This window comes from Bdellovibrio sp. HCB288 (assembly GCF_047305935.1).
In the GTDB taxonomy this organism is placed as follows: domain Bacteria; phylum Bdellovibrionota; class Bdellovibrionia; order Bdellovibrionales; family Bdellovibrionaceae; genus Bdellovibrio.
In genome coordinates this window covers 88849-104320 of the sequence record NZ_CP178619.1, presented here as the reverse complement: position 1 = coordinate 104320, position 15472 = coordinate 88849, and the positions used below count along the sequence as shown (strand labels likewise).

Annotated in this window: 11 protein-coding genes; 5 read left to right on the top strand and 6 right to left on the bottom strand. The window is 46.1% G+C overall.

Annotation, left to right across the window (positions count from 1 at the left end; genetic code table 11):
- Positions 1–22: 22 nt before the first annotated feature.
- Together ACLVWR_RS00460 and ACLVWR_RS00455 are read right to left on the bottom strand one after the other, a co-directional pair.
- The gene (locus ACLVWR_RS00460) at positions 23–1189 is read right to left on the bottom strand and encodes a bifunctional 2-methylcitrate synthase/citrate synthase (protein WP_413582005.1); all 1167 of its coding nucleotides are present in this window, start codon (positions 1187–1189) and stop codon (positions 23–25) included.
- A 341-nt stretch (positions 1190–1530) separates the two neighbouring features.
- On the bottom strand, positions 1531–2658 hold the full coding sequence (locus ACLVWR_RS00455; protein ID WP_413582004.1) for a DUF3943 domain-containing protein: 1128 nt from the start codon (positions 2656–2658) through the stop codon (positions 1531–1533).
- A gap of 230 nt (positions 2659–2888) precedes the next feature.
- Between ACLVWR_RS00455 and ACLVWR_RS00450 the strand changes: the two genes are divergently transcribed.
- Both ACLVWR_RS00450 and ACLVWR_RS00445 read left to right on the top strand, forming a co-directional pair.
- The gene (locus ACLVWR_RS00450) at positions 2889–4958 is read left to right on the top strand and encodes an AarF/ABC1/UbiB kinase family protein (protein ID WP_413582003.1); all 2070 of its coding nucleotides are present in this window, start codon (positions 2889–2891) and stop codon (positions 4956–4958) included.
- Between the two features lie 69 nt (positions 4959–5027).
- On the top strand, positions 5028–6740 hold the full coding sequence (locus ACLVWR_RS00445; RefSeq protein ID WP_413582002.1) for a glutamine--tRNA ligase/YqeY domain fusion protein: 1713 nt from the start codon (positions 5028–5030) through the stop codon (positions 6738–6740).
- Between the two features lie 100 nt (positions 6741–6840).
- On the opposite strand, the gene ACLVWR_RS00440 is transcribed toward ACLVWR_RS00445, so the two are convergent.
- Positions 6841–8109 (bottom strand): hypothetical protein, encoded by a 1269-nt coding sequence (locus ACLVWR_RS00440; RefSeq protein WP_413582001.1) that lies wholly within the window; start codon positions 8107–8109, stop codon positions 6841–6843.
- 191 nt (positions 8110–8300) lie between these two features.
- Positions 8301–10187 (bottom strand): hypothetical protein, encoded by a 1887-nt coding sequence (locus tag ACLVWR_RS00435; RefSeq protein WP_413582000.1) that lies wholly within the window; start codon positions 10185–10187, stop codon positions 8301–8303.
- A gap of 98 nt (positions 10188–10285) precedes the next feature.
- On the opposite strand from ACLVWR_RS00435, the gene ACLVWR_RS00430 reads away from it, so the two are divergent.
- The 3 genes from ACLVWR_RS00430 to ACLVWR_RS00420 all read left to right on the top strand — a co-directional run bounded on the left by ACLVWR_RS00430 (position 10286) and on the right by ACLVWR_RS00420 (position 12600).
- On the top strand, positions 10286–11359 hold the full coding sequence (locus tag ACLVWR_RS00430; RefSeq protein WP_413581999.1) for a hypothetical protein: 1074 nt from the start codon (positions 10286–10288) through the stop codon (positions 11357–11359).
- A gap of 21 nt (positions 11360–11380) precedes the next feature.
- A complete protein-coding gene (locus tag ACLVWR_RS00425; protein WP_413581998.1) occupies positions 11381–11764 on the top strand; it encodes a DUF333 domain-containing protein in 384 nt (127 codons plus the stop codon).
- Between the two features lie 512 nt (positions 11765–12276).
- Entirely contained in the window at positions 12277–12600 is a 324-nt protein-coding gene (locus tag ACLVWR_RS00420; RefSeq protein WP_413581997.1) for a helix-turn-helix transcriptional regulator, read from the top strand.
- Positions 12601–12655: 55 nt separating this feature from the next.
- On the opposite strand, the gene prpB is transcribed toward ACLVWR_RS00420, so the two are convergent.
- Positions 12656–13555 (bottom strand): methylisocitrate lyase, encoded by a 900-nt coding sequence (gene prpB / locus ACLVWR_RS00415; protein ID WP_413581996.1) that lies wholly within the window; start codon positions 13553–13555, stop codon positions 12656–12658.
- Between the two features lie 322 nt (positions 13556–13877).
- Positions 13878–15386 carry an MmgE/PrpD family protein gene (locus ACLVWR_RS00410; RefSeq protein WP_413581995.1) on the bottom strand — a complete coding sequence of 503 codons (1509 nt, stop codon included), beginning with the start codon at positions 15384–15386 and terminating at the stop codon, positions 13878–13880.
- Between the last annotated feature and the right edge of the window lie 86 nt (positions 15387–15472).

The following is a 15472-nucleotide window of genomic DNA, read 5'->3' as shown; positions in this document are numbered from 1 at the left end:
GCGGGCTTTTTTTCTGGAAAAATTAATTTCTCTCAGACAAAGGAACAACTTTACGTTGTTCAGCACCCACGTACTCAGAAAGAGGACGGATGATGCGGTTGTCAGCAGTTTGCTCCATGATGTGAGCAGACCAGCCAGTTGTACGAGCCATAACGAAGATCGGAGTGAAGAAGTCGATCTCGAAGCCCATCATGTAGTATGCAGGACCCGCTGGGAAATCCAGGTTAGGGTAGATCTTTTTCTTATCAACCATAACTTTTTCCAAAGCCGTGTACATTTGCATCCATTTTTGTTCGCCAGTTACGTCGGCCATAACTTGTGCGTACTTTTTCATGGTTGGAACGCGAGAGTCGCCAGAGCGGTAAACGCGGTGACCGAAGCCCATTACTTTTTTCTTTTGTGCCAATGCATCGATCATCCACTGTTCAGCTTTTGCTGGGTCAGCAATTTCTTTCATCATATGCATAACCATTTCATTCGCACCACCGTGCAAAGGACCTTTTAAGGCACCGATACCCGCAACAGTTGCAGAGTAGATATCAGACTGAGTTGAAGTCACAACACGTGCTGTGAAAGTGGAAGCATTGAAGCTGTGTTCAGCGTAAAGGATCAAAGAAACGTCGAAGGCTTTAACCACTTCTTTTTGTGGTACTTTACCAAAGCACATGTGGAAGAAGTTTTCAGCCATCGTCAAATCAGCTTTTGGAGGAATGAAATCCAAACCTTTTTTGAAACGGTAGTCAGCAGCAACCGCTGTTGGGATTTTCGCCAACAACATCATCGCTTTGTCCATGTTCGTCGCTGGAGAAGAATCCCAGATACGAGCATCTTCACAACCCATGAAAGATACTGCCGTACGGATAGAATCCATAGGGTGGCATTTTTGTGGAAGTGATTTGATCACGTTCAAGCAAGTCGCAGTGATGTCACGGTTTGCGCGTTCTTTTTTAGTGAACTCTGCAAGTTGAGCTTTGTTTGGAAGCTCGCCATTGTACATTAGGTACGCTACTTCTTCGAAAGAGCAGTTCTCAGCCAAGTCTTGAACTGGGTAACCACGGTAGATCAAAGAGTTTGTGTGTGGGTTCACTTTAGATACAGAAGATGTATCCATTACCACGCCATCAAGACCTTTTTTTACGTTCATTTTTTCCGGTTCTGGTACGTAATCTGGATTGATATATTCAGCCATAATTTCCTCCGAATTCGCCGCCCAAAGGTACGCCGTACCTTTTTGAAATGCAGCGCATTAGTTAAAGTAAAGTAATGGCTCGAGGCTAGTCCTTGGCCCCTCCTCGGTCAAGCGGAGGCAAAGAGGGAGCAGTGTGGCAGGTGGGATTTTGCGATGCGTTTTGCTGTGCAAGCGGTCTTTTAAACCGAAACTCTGACTGCAATGGAGGCAGTGTAACCTCCGGTTGACGAGTTTGCTGAGACCGTCAGCATTTCTGTCAAGTTCTTCGCGAAGGAACTCTTTGGATTGAGACGTAGTGAGAATACTGTACTCACTACGTCATGGCCGGGCGATATGGGAAATCAGAAACGGAATTGCATTTCAACGCCCCAGATGTTTCCGCGTTCGATGCCAGCTGTTGTGGCAGGTGCTTTGCGCACTGTCATTTGAGCGCGTGCTTCCTGAATCACTTCGGAGCCCACAAGTTTGTTGATGTGTTCTGCAGCGACACCCATTGGATTCATCACGATCATCGCGAATGAACCAAGTCTTTCAGAGCCCAGAAGTTTTCCGTCGTTGGCTTTAATCTTTTGTTCCGCGCGGTAGAAAAGTTCACCCAAGATAGATCCGACGATGGGTGTGGCGAACAAGTCCTGGATCGATGGTTGTTCAGCAAACGCCTCAACACCGAACTCCCAGAAGAATGTCGACATCAATACAGAATAACCGAAAGACTCCATTGCACTTAAACCTTCATTACGAGCCACCTGATAATAAGCAGCGCCAGAGTACGGGTGACCAATGTAGTTGATCATCCAGTCGTCTTTATCCATATGTGGGCCGGCTTTGATATTTTCTTTCCAGCTTTTACCCAGATTCTTCATTTCGGATTTGTCCCAGTTGGTGAAACTTTCAGGCATCATGTACAGGATTCCTGCTACGCCAAGGGCGGCCAAGGCCACGTTGCGGGTGGCGGTCACAATATTTTTTTCAGTAGAAGTGTACTTCTTAATATTAATTTCTTTTTTCCATTGAACTTCACTTGATTCACTCAGGACAGTGACTGTAGCGATGGGCTTTTGATTGTCGACAACACACAAACCTTTAACGTCGTTCAAGGCTTTGAGCGTTTTGTTATTTTGTAGTTCTGATTGAATAGCCAGGCAGGCTTCCTGATCGCGAGTATCAATCGAAATGACCTGACCTTTAAGCATCATTCGTTTTTGGTCGCCGGCTTCTTTTTCACGAGCCAGGCGTTCAATGTCGGCCTTCGTATAATAAGGACCTTTGTTATTAATAAGGTCTGCCACCGCATCTTTAGGTTGATTGCCGTGGTTTAGATAGTCCATAGCGCTTTTATTCCAGTCGATGGGAGCGGAGGCATTCGTCTTTGTCTTAACATTAGTCAATGGCGCAAAATTGCTGGCGACAGCGGCGTTGACCTGAAGGGCTGCGACTCCAAATGTAATATAGCGAAGGATCGTCTTCATTTCTGGAACTCCTTAAATAGGAAAATTACTGATACTTGTTCGGATGCAAGACTGTGGCCTAAGGGGGCCTTAATTCATTTAATTGGCTCTGGGCGTGACAATTGTGGTCCCTCGTTTAAAAGCTGTACACCTTATGTGCAGACTGAGTGCTTATGGCGTGGGTGTGGAATGTGCACCAAGCGAACGAGATTGTTCCTAGGTTTTCGTATTTGAATGTGCAGGACAAACAGATGAGTGGTTTATTAAAGCTATTTATATTTTCATTGGTCGGCTTTTTTGGGGTCGTGGCTCTGGCCATGCCCAAAGATGTTGGTCTTTATTTGTCCTATGAACAGCGATTGGCAACAACTTATGCCTTGATGGCTTCCGGCTTGGAGCCTGTCCAGCAGGAAAATCTTTTGGATCGCGGAATCAAATACTTCAAGACAGCAGCAGAAATGCCGGTTGAAACTATCGAAGTTAAAAGCTTTAAGGAATTTTTGACGGCATTCAGAGGTGAGTGGCCCAACACGCAAAGTACAAGCTTGGATTTGGAAATTCTGGAGAAGTCCTCACCGCGTGCCTTCCGTATATTTAAGTCTGCCAGTGCCCGCGTGCAAAAACAAATCGATGAATATATAGAGTGGCAAGAGCAGAAATTGAAAACAATGGGCTCTGAAGCAAAGGGCTCAAAGATTCCCATGCTGAATCCTGAGATTTTGGCGCAAGCGGCATTGCTAATGCAGTCAGAGGCAGGGCAAAAACACGGTAAAAAATTATTTCTGCAACACAGTGATCAGTTCTTTCAGGAACAGTTGAAGGAGTTTGATCGTATCGGTGAAAAGGTAGCGACTTCTGGGCTGGCACAAACAGATGACCGCATCACCAAACTTATGATGGAAACAATCCTTTCCGAATACTTTGCGCGACTTTCATTGGCTTCCAAAAAATTGATTGTGTCTTCATTTTTGGGTGGCGACCTTCAGATGGGCGATATGCAAAAGTTTGAGGTGATGGTGCAAAACTCCGGGCCTCAATTGCAAAAGCTTTTGCAGGTCGTGGCTCGTCAGGGTGGGCTTGATCCAGCGATGTTGCAGATTTTCAAACGACTTGAGGATGCAGTTCGCTCGGTGCCATATCACCAGGTCGAGCAGATTCTTAAAAATGAAAACATGAATTACGACTTCACGTACTTCGAACGAAAGCCACTGGGTGTCGGCACGATGGCGCAGGTTCATCGCGCAAAAATCCAGGCGAATGGTCAGCGCCGGGATGTTGTGGTTCGCTTTATCAAGCCGGAAATTGAAACTCGTGTGCACGAGGACGCGCGCATTCTGGCCGAAGTGGCGGCTATTTTGGATACCAATATCGAGTATTTGAAATCGGGAATGCCCAAGATGGGTCCGTTGGTTTCAGATATCACGGCGACCGTTACTGCAGAGCTAAGTCAGGATGATACGGTGGCACGTCAGTCGTTGGCGGCTAAACGATACAATCAGGAAGTTTTCATGAAGACGGCTGGATATAAAAACTCCATTCAGTTTCATGTTCCGGAAATTTACTCACCAAAATTGAGTAAGTCCAAATTTATGGTGCAGGAAATGGTGTTTGGTCGAAAACTCGACAAGGAAGCCAAAGACTGGCAGCAGGTCGCGCCAAAATTAAGAGCTGGAATTGTCGAGGCCCTGGTTCAGGTATGGGGGCAGGAAGCTTTGTTCGGCAGTGGTTTCTATCACTCGGACTTGCATCAAGGTAACTTCCTGGTTCGTTTTGGTGATGACAAAATCAGAGTGAATCTTTTGGATTTCGGCATGGGTGGCCAGATCTCTCCAGAGATGCAACAGAATATTCTGCTGTTGGAATCAGCATTGTCGCTTCACGATTCTGATTTGATTGGCCGCGCACTGTGGGAAATCAGCAACAAGGCCGGCAACTCGTTGAGTGAGTCTCAGTTTAAAATGCTGGTTCGGGCTAAAGTTAGAAAAGGCTTTAAGACTGCTGACGATGTGTCGACGGAAGAATGGACAAAATGGGCCATGAACCACGGTTTGCGATTGCCTTACGACTTTATCAACATAAACCGAGGAATTACCATTTTGAAGAAGCTATTGCAGGATAGTGGTAGTACCGAGGATTTGCGTTCCATCATGTCCAAAGTAGCGCTGAAGCATCCTCTTCATGTCATCAACACATTGGTTGGGAAGAATCTGCTTTCCCCTGTGGGATTGGTCAAAGCCGGTGTGAGCACTTTGATAAGTTCACCATTGCCGCCAGCCACCAAGCCTGCTGCCATCATCTCGTGCCAGTCCGTGTTCAACTAGAAGCGTCGATTTAGGAAATCAGGGGCTGGACTTGACAGTTTAGGGGGCGGGGAGTGTACTTAATGGATCATGAATAAGCCCAATAATTCCAATAATAAAGCCGCTACCAAGTCCAACGAAAAAGCTCCCGCTGAAGGCGCGAATTTTTTGAAGCAAATCATCGAAAAGGATCTTGAATCCGGCAAAGTGAAAGAAGTGGTCACACGCTTTCCACCAGAACCGAATGGTTATCTTCACTTGGGTCATGCAAAATCAATTTGTTTGAACTTCGGTTTAGCGCAGGAATACGGCGGTCGTTGCCACTTGCGTTTTGACGACACCAATCCAGAAACAGAAGACACTGAATACGTTGAATCCATCATGAATGATGTGAAGTGGTTGGGTTTTGATTGGGGCAAACACCTTTACTATGCTTCTGATTATTTCGAAGAGATTTACCAATGGGCTGAGCAGTTGATCAAAGACAACAAGGCCTATGTTGATTCTCAGAATGAAGAGGAAGTGCGCGTTAATCGCGGTGACTTCACTCGTCCGGGAAAAAACTCGCCATTCCGTGAGCGCTCGGTTGAGGAAAATCTTGATTTGTTCCGCCGCATGCGTGCGGGGAAGTTCGCGGAAGGTCAACACATCCTTCGCGCCAAAATCGACATGGCTTCGCCGAATATGAATATGCGTGATCCATTGCTGTATCGTATTCGTAAAGCGCACCATCACAGAACTGGCGACAAGTGGTGCATTTATCCAATGTACGACTATGCCCATCCGCTTTCTGATGCGAAAGAGATGATCACACATTCAATTTGCACCTTGGAATTCCAGGATCACAGACCATTCTATGACTGGTGTGTGGAAAACGTGAATGTTCCAGGCGAACCGCACCAATACGAATTTGCGCGCATGAACATGACTTACTTTGTGATGAGTAAGCGCAAGCTTTTGCAATTGGTCAAAGAAGGATTGGTAATGGGTTGGGATGACCCTCGTATGCCGACTCTTTCCGGTGTTCGTCGTCGTGGATACACGCCGGAGTCTTTGCAACGATTTGCAAAACGCATTGGTGTCTCTAAAGCGGAAAGCTTGATCGAATACGACACTTTGGAAGCGTGTGTACGTGACCATCTGGACGAGGTATCTCATCGTGCGATGGCCGTTTTGGATCCGATCAAGGTTGTTATTACGAATCTTGAGGACGGGTACAAGGAAACGATTTTGTCTTCCGTTCATCCAAAGAACGCGGATCTTGGCAAGCGTGAACTGTCTTTCACTAAAGAAGTTTACATTGATGGTTCTGATTTCATGGAAAATCCTCCAGAGGATTTCTTCCGTCTGGGACCAGGCCGTGAAGTGCGTCTGCGCAATGCCTATGTTATTAAATGCAACGAAGTGATCAAGGATGTTTCTGGAAAAGTAAAAGAACTTCGCTGTGAATACTACAAAGAGACTTTGGGTGGCAAGCCACTGGCTGACGGTCGTAAAGTAAAAGGTATCGTTCACTGGGTATCTACCTCAGATTGCATCGATGCGGAAGTGCGCATGTACGGTCGCTTGTTTAAAACCGCTCATCCAGAGGACGTGCCAGAAGGTCAGGATTTCAAGATCAACCTGAACCCTGAATCCTTGAAGGTGATTAAGAACGCGAAGCTTGAGCCTAGCCTGGCTAAAGCTTCCTTGGAAAACCGCTACCAATTCGAGCGCGTGGGTTATTTCTGCTTGGACAATAAAGACTCCAAGCCGGGCAACCTGGTCTTCAATATGGTTGTGGATCTGGCAAGCTCCCACTAGAGGTAACAGTTCCCTTTTTGGAAAAGAAAAAGCCCGGTTCATCACCGGGCTTTTTTATTGGGGTAATTCGGTTAAAAGTTAATATTCCCTCTTTCTAATCTTATTTAATAAATCTTAAGTACAAGTCGTAAACCAATCCGTAACTGTTATCTTTCATGACCACCACTGATTTGTAGCGGATCATGTTGCCGTGTTGGTCGACTTCTTTGTAACGGCGGTCGTACTTCAAGTCGATCGCGATAACGCCTTTTTCATCCAGAGAGTGCAGCTCAGAAGCCTGCGCGATACCGTCCAGATTGTCGTCCTTCCACAGTTTCAGGGCACCGAACACAGAGTCTGCACCAGTGATGATACGATCTTTGTCTTCGTCCCATTTAGCCAGAGCATGGAAACCTTGTTTTGCAAACTTTTGATCCGGACCTAAAGTCGCATCACCGAACAATTCGTTGATACCCAGAACTCTGCCTTGGCCATTTGGAAGAACCAGGAAGTAATTTTCTGTATCCGCTGTCGCAAACCATGCAGTTCTAACTGGCTTGTGATTATTCAATGCACCCAGAAGGTCAAACATCACACCATGCTCAGGCGCAGTCAGAGCGATTGGTTTCGGTGATTTTGTATTCAATTGCAAAAGCAATGGGTCGATCACGTCAGCATCTGCACAGGCTGCGTCGCCTTCGAAGCCGACCAGAACATTGGCCACCTGGATTTTGCCTTGAAGCTTGCCGTCCTTGCCAATGCGGAATGCAGAGTTCACATCCAGCATGTTAGCAACTGAATCCAGAATCGGCGCTACTGCTTTTTCAGCGCCATTCATTGAGTATTTATATGGAGCTTGAGCCTTGGCGCCATCCCAGAACACAACAGAGTAAACGCCCTCGGACAGAGGAGAGCTTACTTGAAACTCGATGTTCTTGGAGAGAACCAGTTGTTCCTTAAAGCGCTTGGAATCTGCTTCGCTATCCCATACCTGAACCGGTACGGCCTGTGCCGCGATGGATCCCATGCTGGATTTATAAAGTACTGCCACGATTTTGGAGGTCGTCGCAAGCACTGACATTTTTTCAGAACCGATTTTAGGGCCGCATACAGCGTTTGGTGTCACGCTGATCATGCTGGAGGATGAAGAGTCAGGAGTACTGCTGTCTTCGCTATCGTCTGGGCTTGAAGAATCAGGGACGCTGCCTTCATTAGGAGCCGGGAAGTCGGAGATACCATTGTCAAAGACATTGGAATTATCCAGAGCGGATTGCTTGGCTCTGGGATCAATACTAAATGCAGCTTTGGAACAGTTTTGAAATGAGACGATTGTTACTGCCGAACCAAGCAAGATCGAAAGCTTAGCCAGGTTCCCACGAAGATTTCTCATTAACCCTCCCCAGAGTAATAAGACACAAAGGGGTGTATTGCAAAATCATGCCCACCTCGAATTGACTCCAGATCAAAAGGACAGGGTACTGACTTTCCGTGGGAGGGCAGATTGTCTACCAAAAAATAGACAGTGCCTGATCCCTGTTCGATTGTGTTTACACAGGTGAATGGGAAGCGGTGAAGTGGGTGCTATTTGACGCGAATAAATCGGCTGCCGTCATCAGAGAAAACGGTTTTGCCCTTGCTGGCGCCCCAGCGTGAACCGGAGCTGTCAATCACGGTGATTTGATATTCCACCATCTTTTGTTGGAATGAAGATTCCTTCATCATGCCTTTGGCCATGTTATAGCTTGCGCCGGTAAAGTTGGAAAGCATTTCATCTCGTGAGCTGCCCGCAGAGCCACTACTGAATACAGAACGAGTCGCTGCATTGGTTTTGCGAGTGCCCGATGTCGTGCTGTTATAGTAGCTGCCACTGCCGCTGCCGCCAGAACGTCCTGCTGCCAGGTTGTCGTTGCTTGCAACCTCAACGTCGGAACGGCCATCAGAGGCTGATGTGCGACCGGCAGATGCAATCATTCGCGAGCCACTGGACGTAGCAGTAATGGTGTTAGGGGAGGCATCAGCAGGTGTACCTTTGGTAAGGTCCACCTCTTGCACCACCTTCATGTTCGTGTTGCCGCCAAGGTAGAGCTTTTTTGAAATGTCCGTGCCAGAGCCAGATGCCGCAGACGCTGATTTGCTGTCGGGGCTATCGTAGCCATTGTGTCTTGATTGATAACGCTCTCTGGTTGAGCGAACTGAAGAAGAGCCAGAGCCGGACGAGTCTTCAGAGGCTAGCGCCGGAGTGTTCATCACGCCCATTGCACGATCCGCCATGGCAAGCACTGGTGCAGACTGCGTTTGGCTGGCCTGCAAGTTACTCTGTTCATTACTGCTATTTAGTCCCTTCGCCAAGTTTGACGACGATGGAATGGAGTTTTGAACCTCAGCGGAGGAGATTTCGCTGGCAATGTTGAGTGATTCAGAGCTGATGTGTTCAGCAGGAGCGCTGGCAATTGAACGAGTTTTAGTTTGAACCTTTGCGCTAACTACTTCTCGGGCGACATTTACTTTTTGTTTTGCCACGTTGTTCGTGCTTTTGTCCACGTTGCTTTTGACAATCAGTAAAGTATTATTTTGGGCACTCAATGGTTTAACTTTTTTTCCATTAGCGCAAATATTCACGATTTGATCAGTAGTTTTCTCGTCACTGATGCCGGATCTGTGCAAAAGTTCATGATATAGGAGCGGCTTTAACTTAGCGGCAAGTTCTTCAACGTCAGCGTTTGCTGGAATGCTGATTTCAATCCCACCATTTTCAGTGTACTTTCCAGTAGGCTCTGTTGCGCCTTCAGCGGATTTTTTGCAGGAGATCAGGTTTTTGCCCTCTTGTTGAGCGCTGATTTTTTTAAGATCCAGTTTCAATTTGTTTGAAAAATACTGAAGCTCAGAAGCATCCGCTCCCGGAAGTGATTTCTGAATTACCGGTGTTCCAATGCACCCAGAGAGGGATTCATCCTTCATAATCTTTGAGAGTGCCACGGCAATTTCATTTTTGATTTCGGCATCGTCGCAGGAAATGGCGTTTTGTGCCGCTTTAGTGATTTGCGCAAAATTGAATTCTTCAGTGAACTTCGAAAGATCGCCAAGAACTGATTTGTTTTGTTCAACACAGGCGTTGTCACCTGGAGTTCCATTCATGACAGACGGGGTGCGTGCCGCTGAGCTGCTTAGTTTCCAATGGTCGCGCCCGTATTCAAACTGAGCTTCTTTGATTCCTTGCGAGTCTGCGCGTTTAAAAGCGATCGATGATGGCTTGCCGTTTTTGAATTTAACAATAGCTGTGGTTTGGTCTTTTTTTACCACCCATAAATCAACATGGCCATCCAGGTCGGAATCGATACGGAAGTCTTCGTAGTTTTCGCTGGCGATGAATCGGGCGCTCATATCAGTTTGTTTGAAAACTACAGGGGTGCTTTCAAAGGCAAATGAAGGATTGCTGAATGATAGAACGATCGAAAGAATGAGTCTCATCGGGATACTCATCGGACCAAGGTCCTGTTTTGTTTAGTGGAATTTTAGGGCAAATCCGCAAGATTCTCATAATGAGAATTTTGTGATCCAATTGAGCTATGAAATTGATGATCGCGACATTACTTTTGCCAATACTCAGCAATGCCCAGGTCTATGGATTCAAGCCTGTGAATTCAGCGAACCAAAAGGTGGATGCTCAGTCTCAAATTGAGATCGAGAATCTTCCGCCGCAACTCACCCAGGATACGCTGGGAATTTGCTATGCCGTCGCAGCTTCAACACTATTGACCGCTGAAAATTGCCGTTCCATGAAAACGGATTGTCGAAGTATTTCAGAAGAACAGGTTTTTTCTCCGTTGGGTCTGGCTCCTTTGGGGCGTGCGGCAGAGGATGGAGAAAAAAAATCCACAAAATCTAAAGAGGATGCCGCGGATCCATACGCTGGAAATATTGCCAACGCACTTGAAGAGTTGGTCAGTGGTGGTGGCTTTGCACCCTCCGAGCAGTGTCTTTCTCTGGATAAGATTTTAAGCCGCGTAGGTGGGGCAGAGGAAGGCGTTGAAGTTCAGTTGCAAATCTGGAGCAAGCTAAAGGATCTATATAATAATTCCAAAAAGATTCCGAAGGACTGCGAAAGCTGTTCCAATAGTTTTTATACGACTGCGAAAACAGAGATTGAAGGCAGTCTAAACCTCAATCTTTCTGAAACGGATTTATTGAAGGCATTTGGGAAGGAAACCTATGCTGAATTTTTTGATAGAGTCATGATTTCGCCGGCGTGTAAAAAACTGAATAAATCACTGGGTTTGGAGTTCTCTAGCAAGCGGGAAGTGAAGCTCGATCCTGAAATTGGTAAAACAGGTAACTATAGCCAGATTCTGAAAACGATCAAAGGCGTGCTGAACGAAGGACGTCCTCTTGGGCTAGGGAATATTTGTCTGGACGCCAAACCCACTAAAAAATCCTGCCAAAATCTGCACGGGGCTGTGATTGCAGGTTATCGAAAAGTCTGTGACTCAAAGGGTGCATGTGTTGACTCAATCAAAATATTGAACAGCTGGGGAAAAAGCTGGCAGAAGGCCAACAATGATGGCTGGGTGGATGCGAAGACCTTGTTGGATCGGACCTTTTACGCAGAAGCTACTTTGACCTGGATTGAAGATAAAAAATAGTTAGAAGGATTGGATAGACATATGAAAATTTCAGCATTTGTATTGGGTACTTTGATGTTCGCTGCCGGAGCTCACGCCGATCAGACTCTCAAATACTACAACAACGACAAATACGAACAAATTAAGTTTAAAACCTACGAGAAGGCCAACATCAATGAAGCTTGCTTCAAAGGTGGCAAACCAAGCTGCAAGGCTTGGACGGTATTCACCGGCAAAGCAAAAACGCCGACAAAAAATCCAACGCCTCTGGCGGGTAATCCGGCAGCTCTCTATTGCTGGGACGTAGGTGCAAAAAACAGAATTCTAAAAGCCCAAAACAACGACCAATACGACGCCTGCGTCTTCGATGATGGCTCCATGATCGACTCCTGGGATCTTTACTACAAACACTTCCCAAGAAAATAGTTACAGACCAATAACATCCACACCCTTAGCGGGTGTGGATGTTACCGAGATACAATTAGCAGGCGGCTGAAGATTCCGACTTTCGTGGTCGTCCACCTTCAAAATCAACCATTCTCATCTCAGTCACCAATAAAATTTGCAGAAGAGCCCTCCTATTAAAAAAGGGGCTTAAATGCTAGTAAACTTCACCGCCATATCGAAATTTCAAGTGGGCTTGAAAAGTATGCCAAAATGGAGTACTTTATAAGTGGACCGAGTCGACTTTGATAAAGTCCGTAAACAGCTTAGAAAAGTGCCGGATTATGTGCTCGATAAGTTGGTCGCCTGGGCAATGTCTGTCGAGCTTAAGGGTCTTCGTGAGGTTAGGAAGATTCCTGGATATCATGACGAACCATTGAAAGGAACTAGGCATGGACAGAGGTCGATCCGTCTAACTAAATCTTATAGAGCTATTTATACGGAAGAATACGACGGCACCATAACAATTGTTATTCTCGAAGAGGTGAACAAGCATGAGTACTAAAACAAAAAGATTGGGACTTGTTGAAATTGAAAAACAATTTGGCCCTCTTACGTTTGGTCGCTTGCTAAAGTCTCACAGGCTTGGCGAAGAATTAACTCAAGTTGAAATGGCCAAGCAGTTGAAGATGTCCAAACAAAGTTTGAACGATTTAGAGCATGGTCGTAAAATTCCGTCTATTCGTAGAGCCATTGAGATCGCAAGAAAAATAGAGGTATTGGAAGAGTTGGTGGTACAACTGATATTGCAAGATCATGTTCGTAGAGAAAAATTGAATTTTACAGTCAGCGTGAGTAAGGCCTTAAAGGCATCATAAAAAAAGAGCAGGTGATAAACCTGCTCTTTTCATTTGAAAATCAAAAATCAAAAAACTACTTCAACGTGAAGTTAAAGATGTTCTGATCAAAGCTGTTGTACTCATCGTAACGAGTCAAAGAATAAAGATCCTTACGAGTTTGCATTTTTTCAAGCAAGCCCTCTTGTGTGCCTTTAGCTTTAATTTCAGCCAAGCCTGCAACTGTCGCACCCATCGCCAGACGGAAAGTCGTTACAGGATAGATCACGATGTTGTAACCAAGGTTTGAAAGCTCCGTATAAGTGAACAAACGACCTTTACCGAATTCAGTCATGTTCGCCAAAAGAGGAACAGAAACTGCTTTACGGAATTTTTCGAACTCCGCCTCGTTCTCAAGCGCCTCTGTAAAGATGCAATCCGCTCCGGCATCGATATAAGCCTTAGCACGGTCAATCGCCGCATCCAAACCTTCAGAAGCACGAGCATCCGTACGAGCAATCAAAAGGAAGTTCTCATCAAGCTTTTTACCACGAGCCGCCGCTGCCACTTTACGAGCCGCCTCATCGCGACCCACAAGTGATTTGCCATCAAGGTGACCACAACGCTTAGGATTTACCTGGTCTTCAATATGGCAACCAGCAAGACCCATCTCGATCATTTCTTGAACCGTACGAGTCGCACTCATCGGCTCACCAAAACCAGTGTCGATATCAATAATAGTAGGCAAAGAAGTCGTACGAGCAATCTGACGACCACGCTGAGCAACTTCAGTCAGTGAAGTCAAACCGATATCCGGGTAACCCAAATCGTTCGACAAAACCGACCCAGAAATATAAACCCCATCAAACCCAGCCTTCTCAATAGCCATAGAAGCCAACGGAGACCAAGACCCCGGCATCTGCAAAAGCTTACCAGTCTTCAAAGCATCTCTAAAATTCTTACGCTTCTGAGCAGGTGTAATTTCAGGAAACAACATAACGAACCTCCATTACGGAATAAAAAATAAAATCAAAATCTACGGTTCGAGGCTTTTGAGAGTTTAAAAGAAGGCACTCTGAACCAGATCGATACTAAATGTATCACTTACGAATCAAAAGATGTCTCAGCATCAATGTCTTTCAAAAGTGATTTTCTATTTCAACAAAACAGGCAGCGGTAAGGGCGGGCCTTAGGGTTTTGTAGAGACCTCCGCGGGGCCTGGATGGCCCTCGCCGAAGGCGAAGCGGCAAGGGCAGGAGGCCCGGGTCTCGTAAAAACCCTAAGGCCCGCCCTTGTCGCTGACGGTCTTCGTCCGAAGACTAGAAGATACCTTTTGTATCGCGTTTGTTGTTAACCAACTTGTCGATAGGAATTTGCACGTTCAACTGTTGAACCTGTTCAGTAGTCAAGTTTTCCAAATTCTCACAAAGACCGATGAAACGATCGCGCTCAGCTTTAGTGATGATTCCTTCAGTCAAAGTGTCGAACTTACGGATGTAGTCCGCACGTTTGAACGGACGAGCCCCCGCTGGATGCGCATCAGCCACACCAAGTTCATCAACGATTTTAGAACCATCTTTCATCGTGATTTCTACGCGGCCACCGAAGCGTTTTTTATCTGGATCCGTCTCGTGGTACCAAGCAGTCCATTGTTTGTCTTCGATAGTGGAGATTTTGTTCCACAATGCCACAGTGTCAGCACGTTTCGCGCGCTCTGGAGCGTACGAGTTAACGTGGTGCCAAGTACCGTCTTGAAGAGCCACTGCGAAGATGTACATGATGGAGTGATCAAGAGTTTCGCGGGATGCATTTGGATCCATTTTTTGTGGATCGTTCGCACCAGTACCGATGACGTAGTGAGTGTGGTGAGAAGTATGGATCACGATATTTGCGATATCGTCGAAGTTTTTAATCATTGGCTTCATTTTACGAGCCAAGTCGATCAATGCCTGAGACTGATACTCTGCAGAGTGTTCTTTAGTGTAAGTCTCTAGGATCGCGCGTTTTTCTTCGCCAACTTCTGGAAGTGGTACTTCGTATTTACCGTTTTTGCCGTCAAGCATGTAAGCGATAACAGAGTCTTCACCTTCGTAAATTGGAGATGGAGCACCTTCGCCACGCATAACACGGTCAACTGCTTCAACAGCTAGTTTACCAGCGTGTGCTGGAGCGTAAGCTTTCCAAGAAGAGATTTCACCTTTGCGAGATTGACGAGTCGTGAAAGACACGTGAACCGCTTGTTGAACTGCTTGGAAGATAGTTTCAGTTGGAAGAGCCAACAAAGTCCCGATACCTGCTGCTTGAGCCGGGCACAAGTGAGCGATATGATCTTTTTTGTGCATGTGAAGGCAGATTGCTTTTACCAGGTCCACGTGAACTTCGTAACCAGTTACGATACCTTTAAGAAGTTCTTTACCGTTTTTACCCATTTGTTGAGCAACTGCAAGAATCGCTGGGATGTTGTCACCAGGGTGAGAGTAGTCAGCTGCCAGGTAAGTGTCATGGAAGTCCAATTCACGAACCGCAGTTCCGTTAGCCCAAGTAGCCCATTCACAGTCAAATTTTTGATCGTTCGGCATGCCGAATACAGTCGCGCCACCGTTGCGTGGATGCGCAATTGCCATTGCACGAGCAGAAGCCACCGGACGACGGTTTGCAGCTGCGATAGCTACAGACGCATTGTCGATGATACGGTTGATAACCATATCCAAAACGTCAGCTTTGATTGGAGCATTGTCAGAAGCGATCTCTGCAATTTTCCAAGCCAGTTGATCTTTACGATCTAATTTTTCTTTAGATGGATAAACACGTACTGTGTGTTTTTTCATTGGGAATCCTTTCGAGACTCTTGCTTGCGGCAAGCCTCAAGACTTGACGCGTTATTTATTATTAAATGAAAGCAAACAAAGCTAAC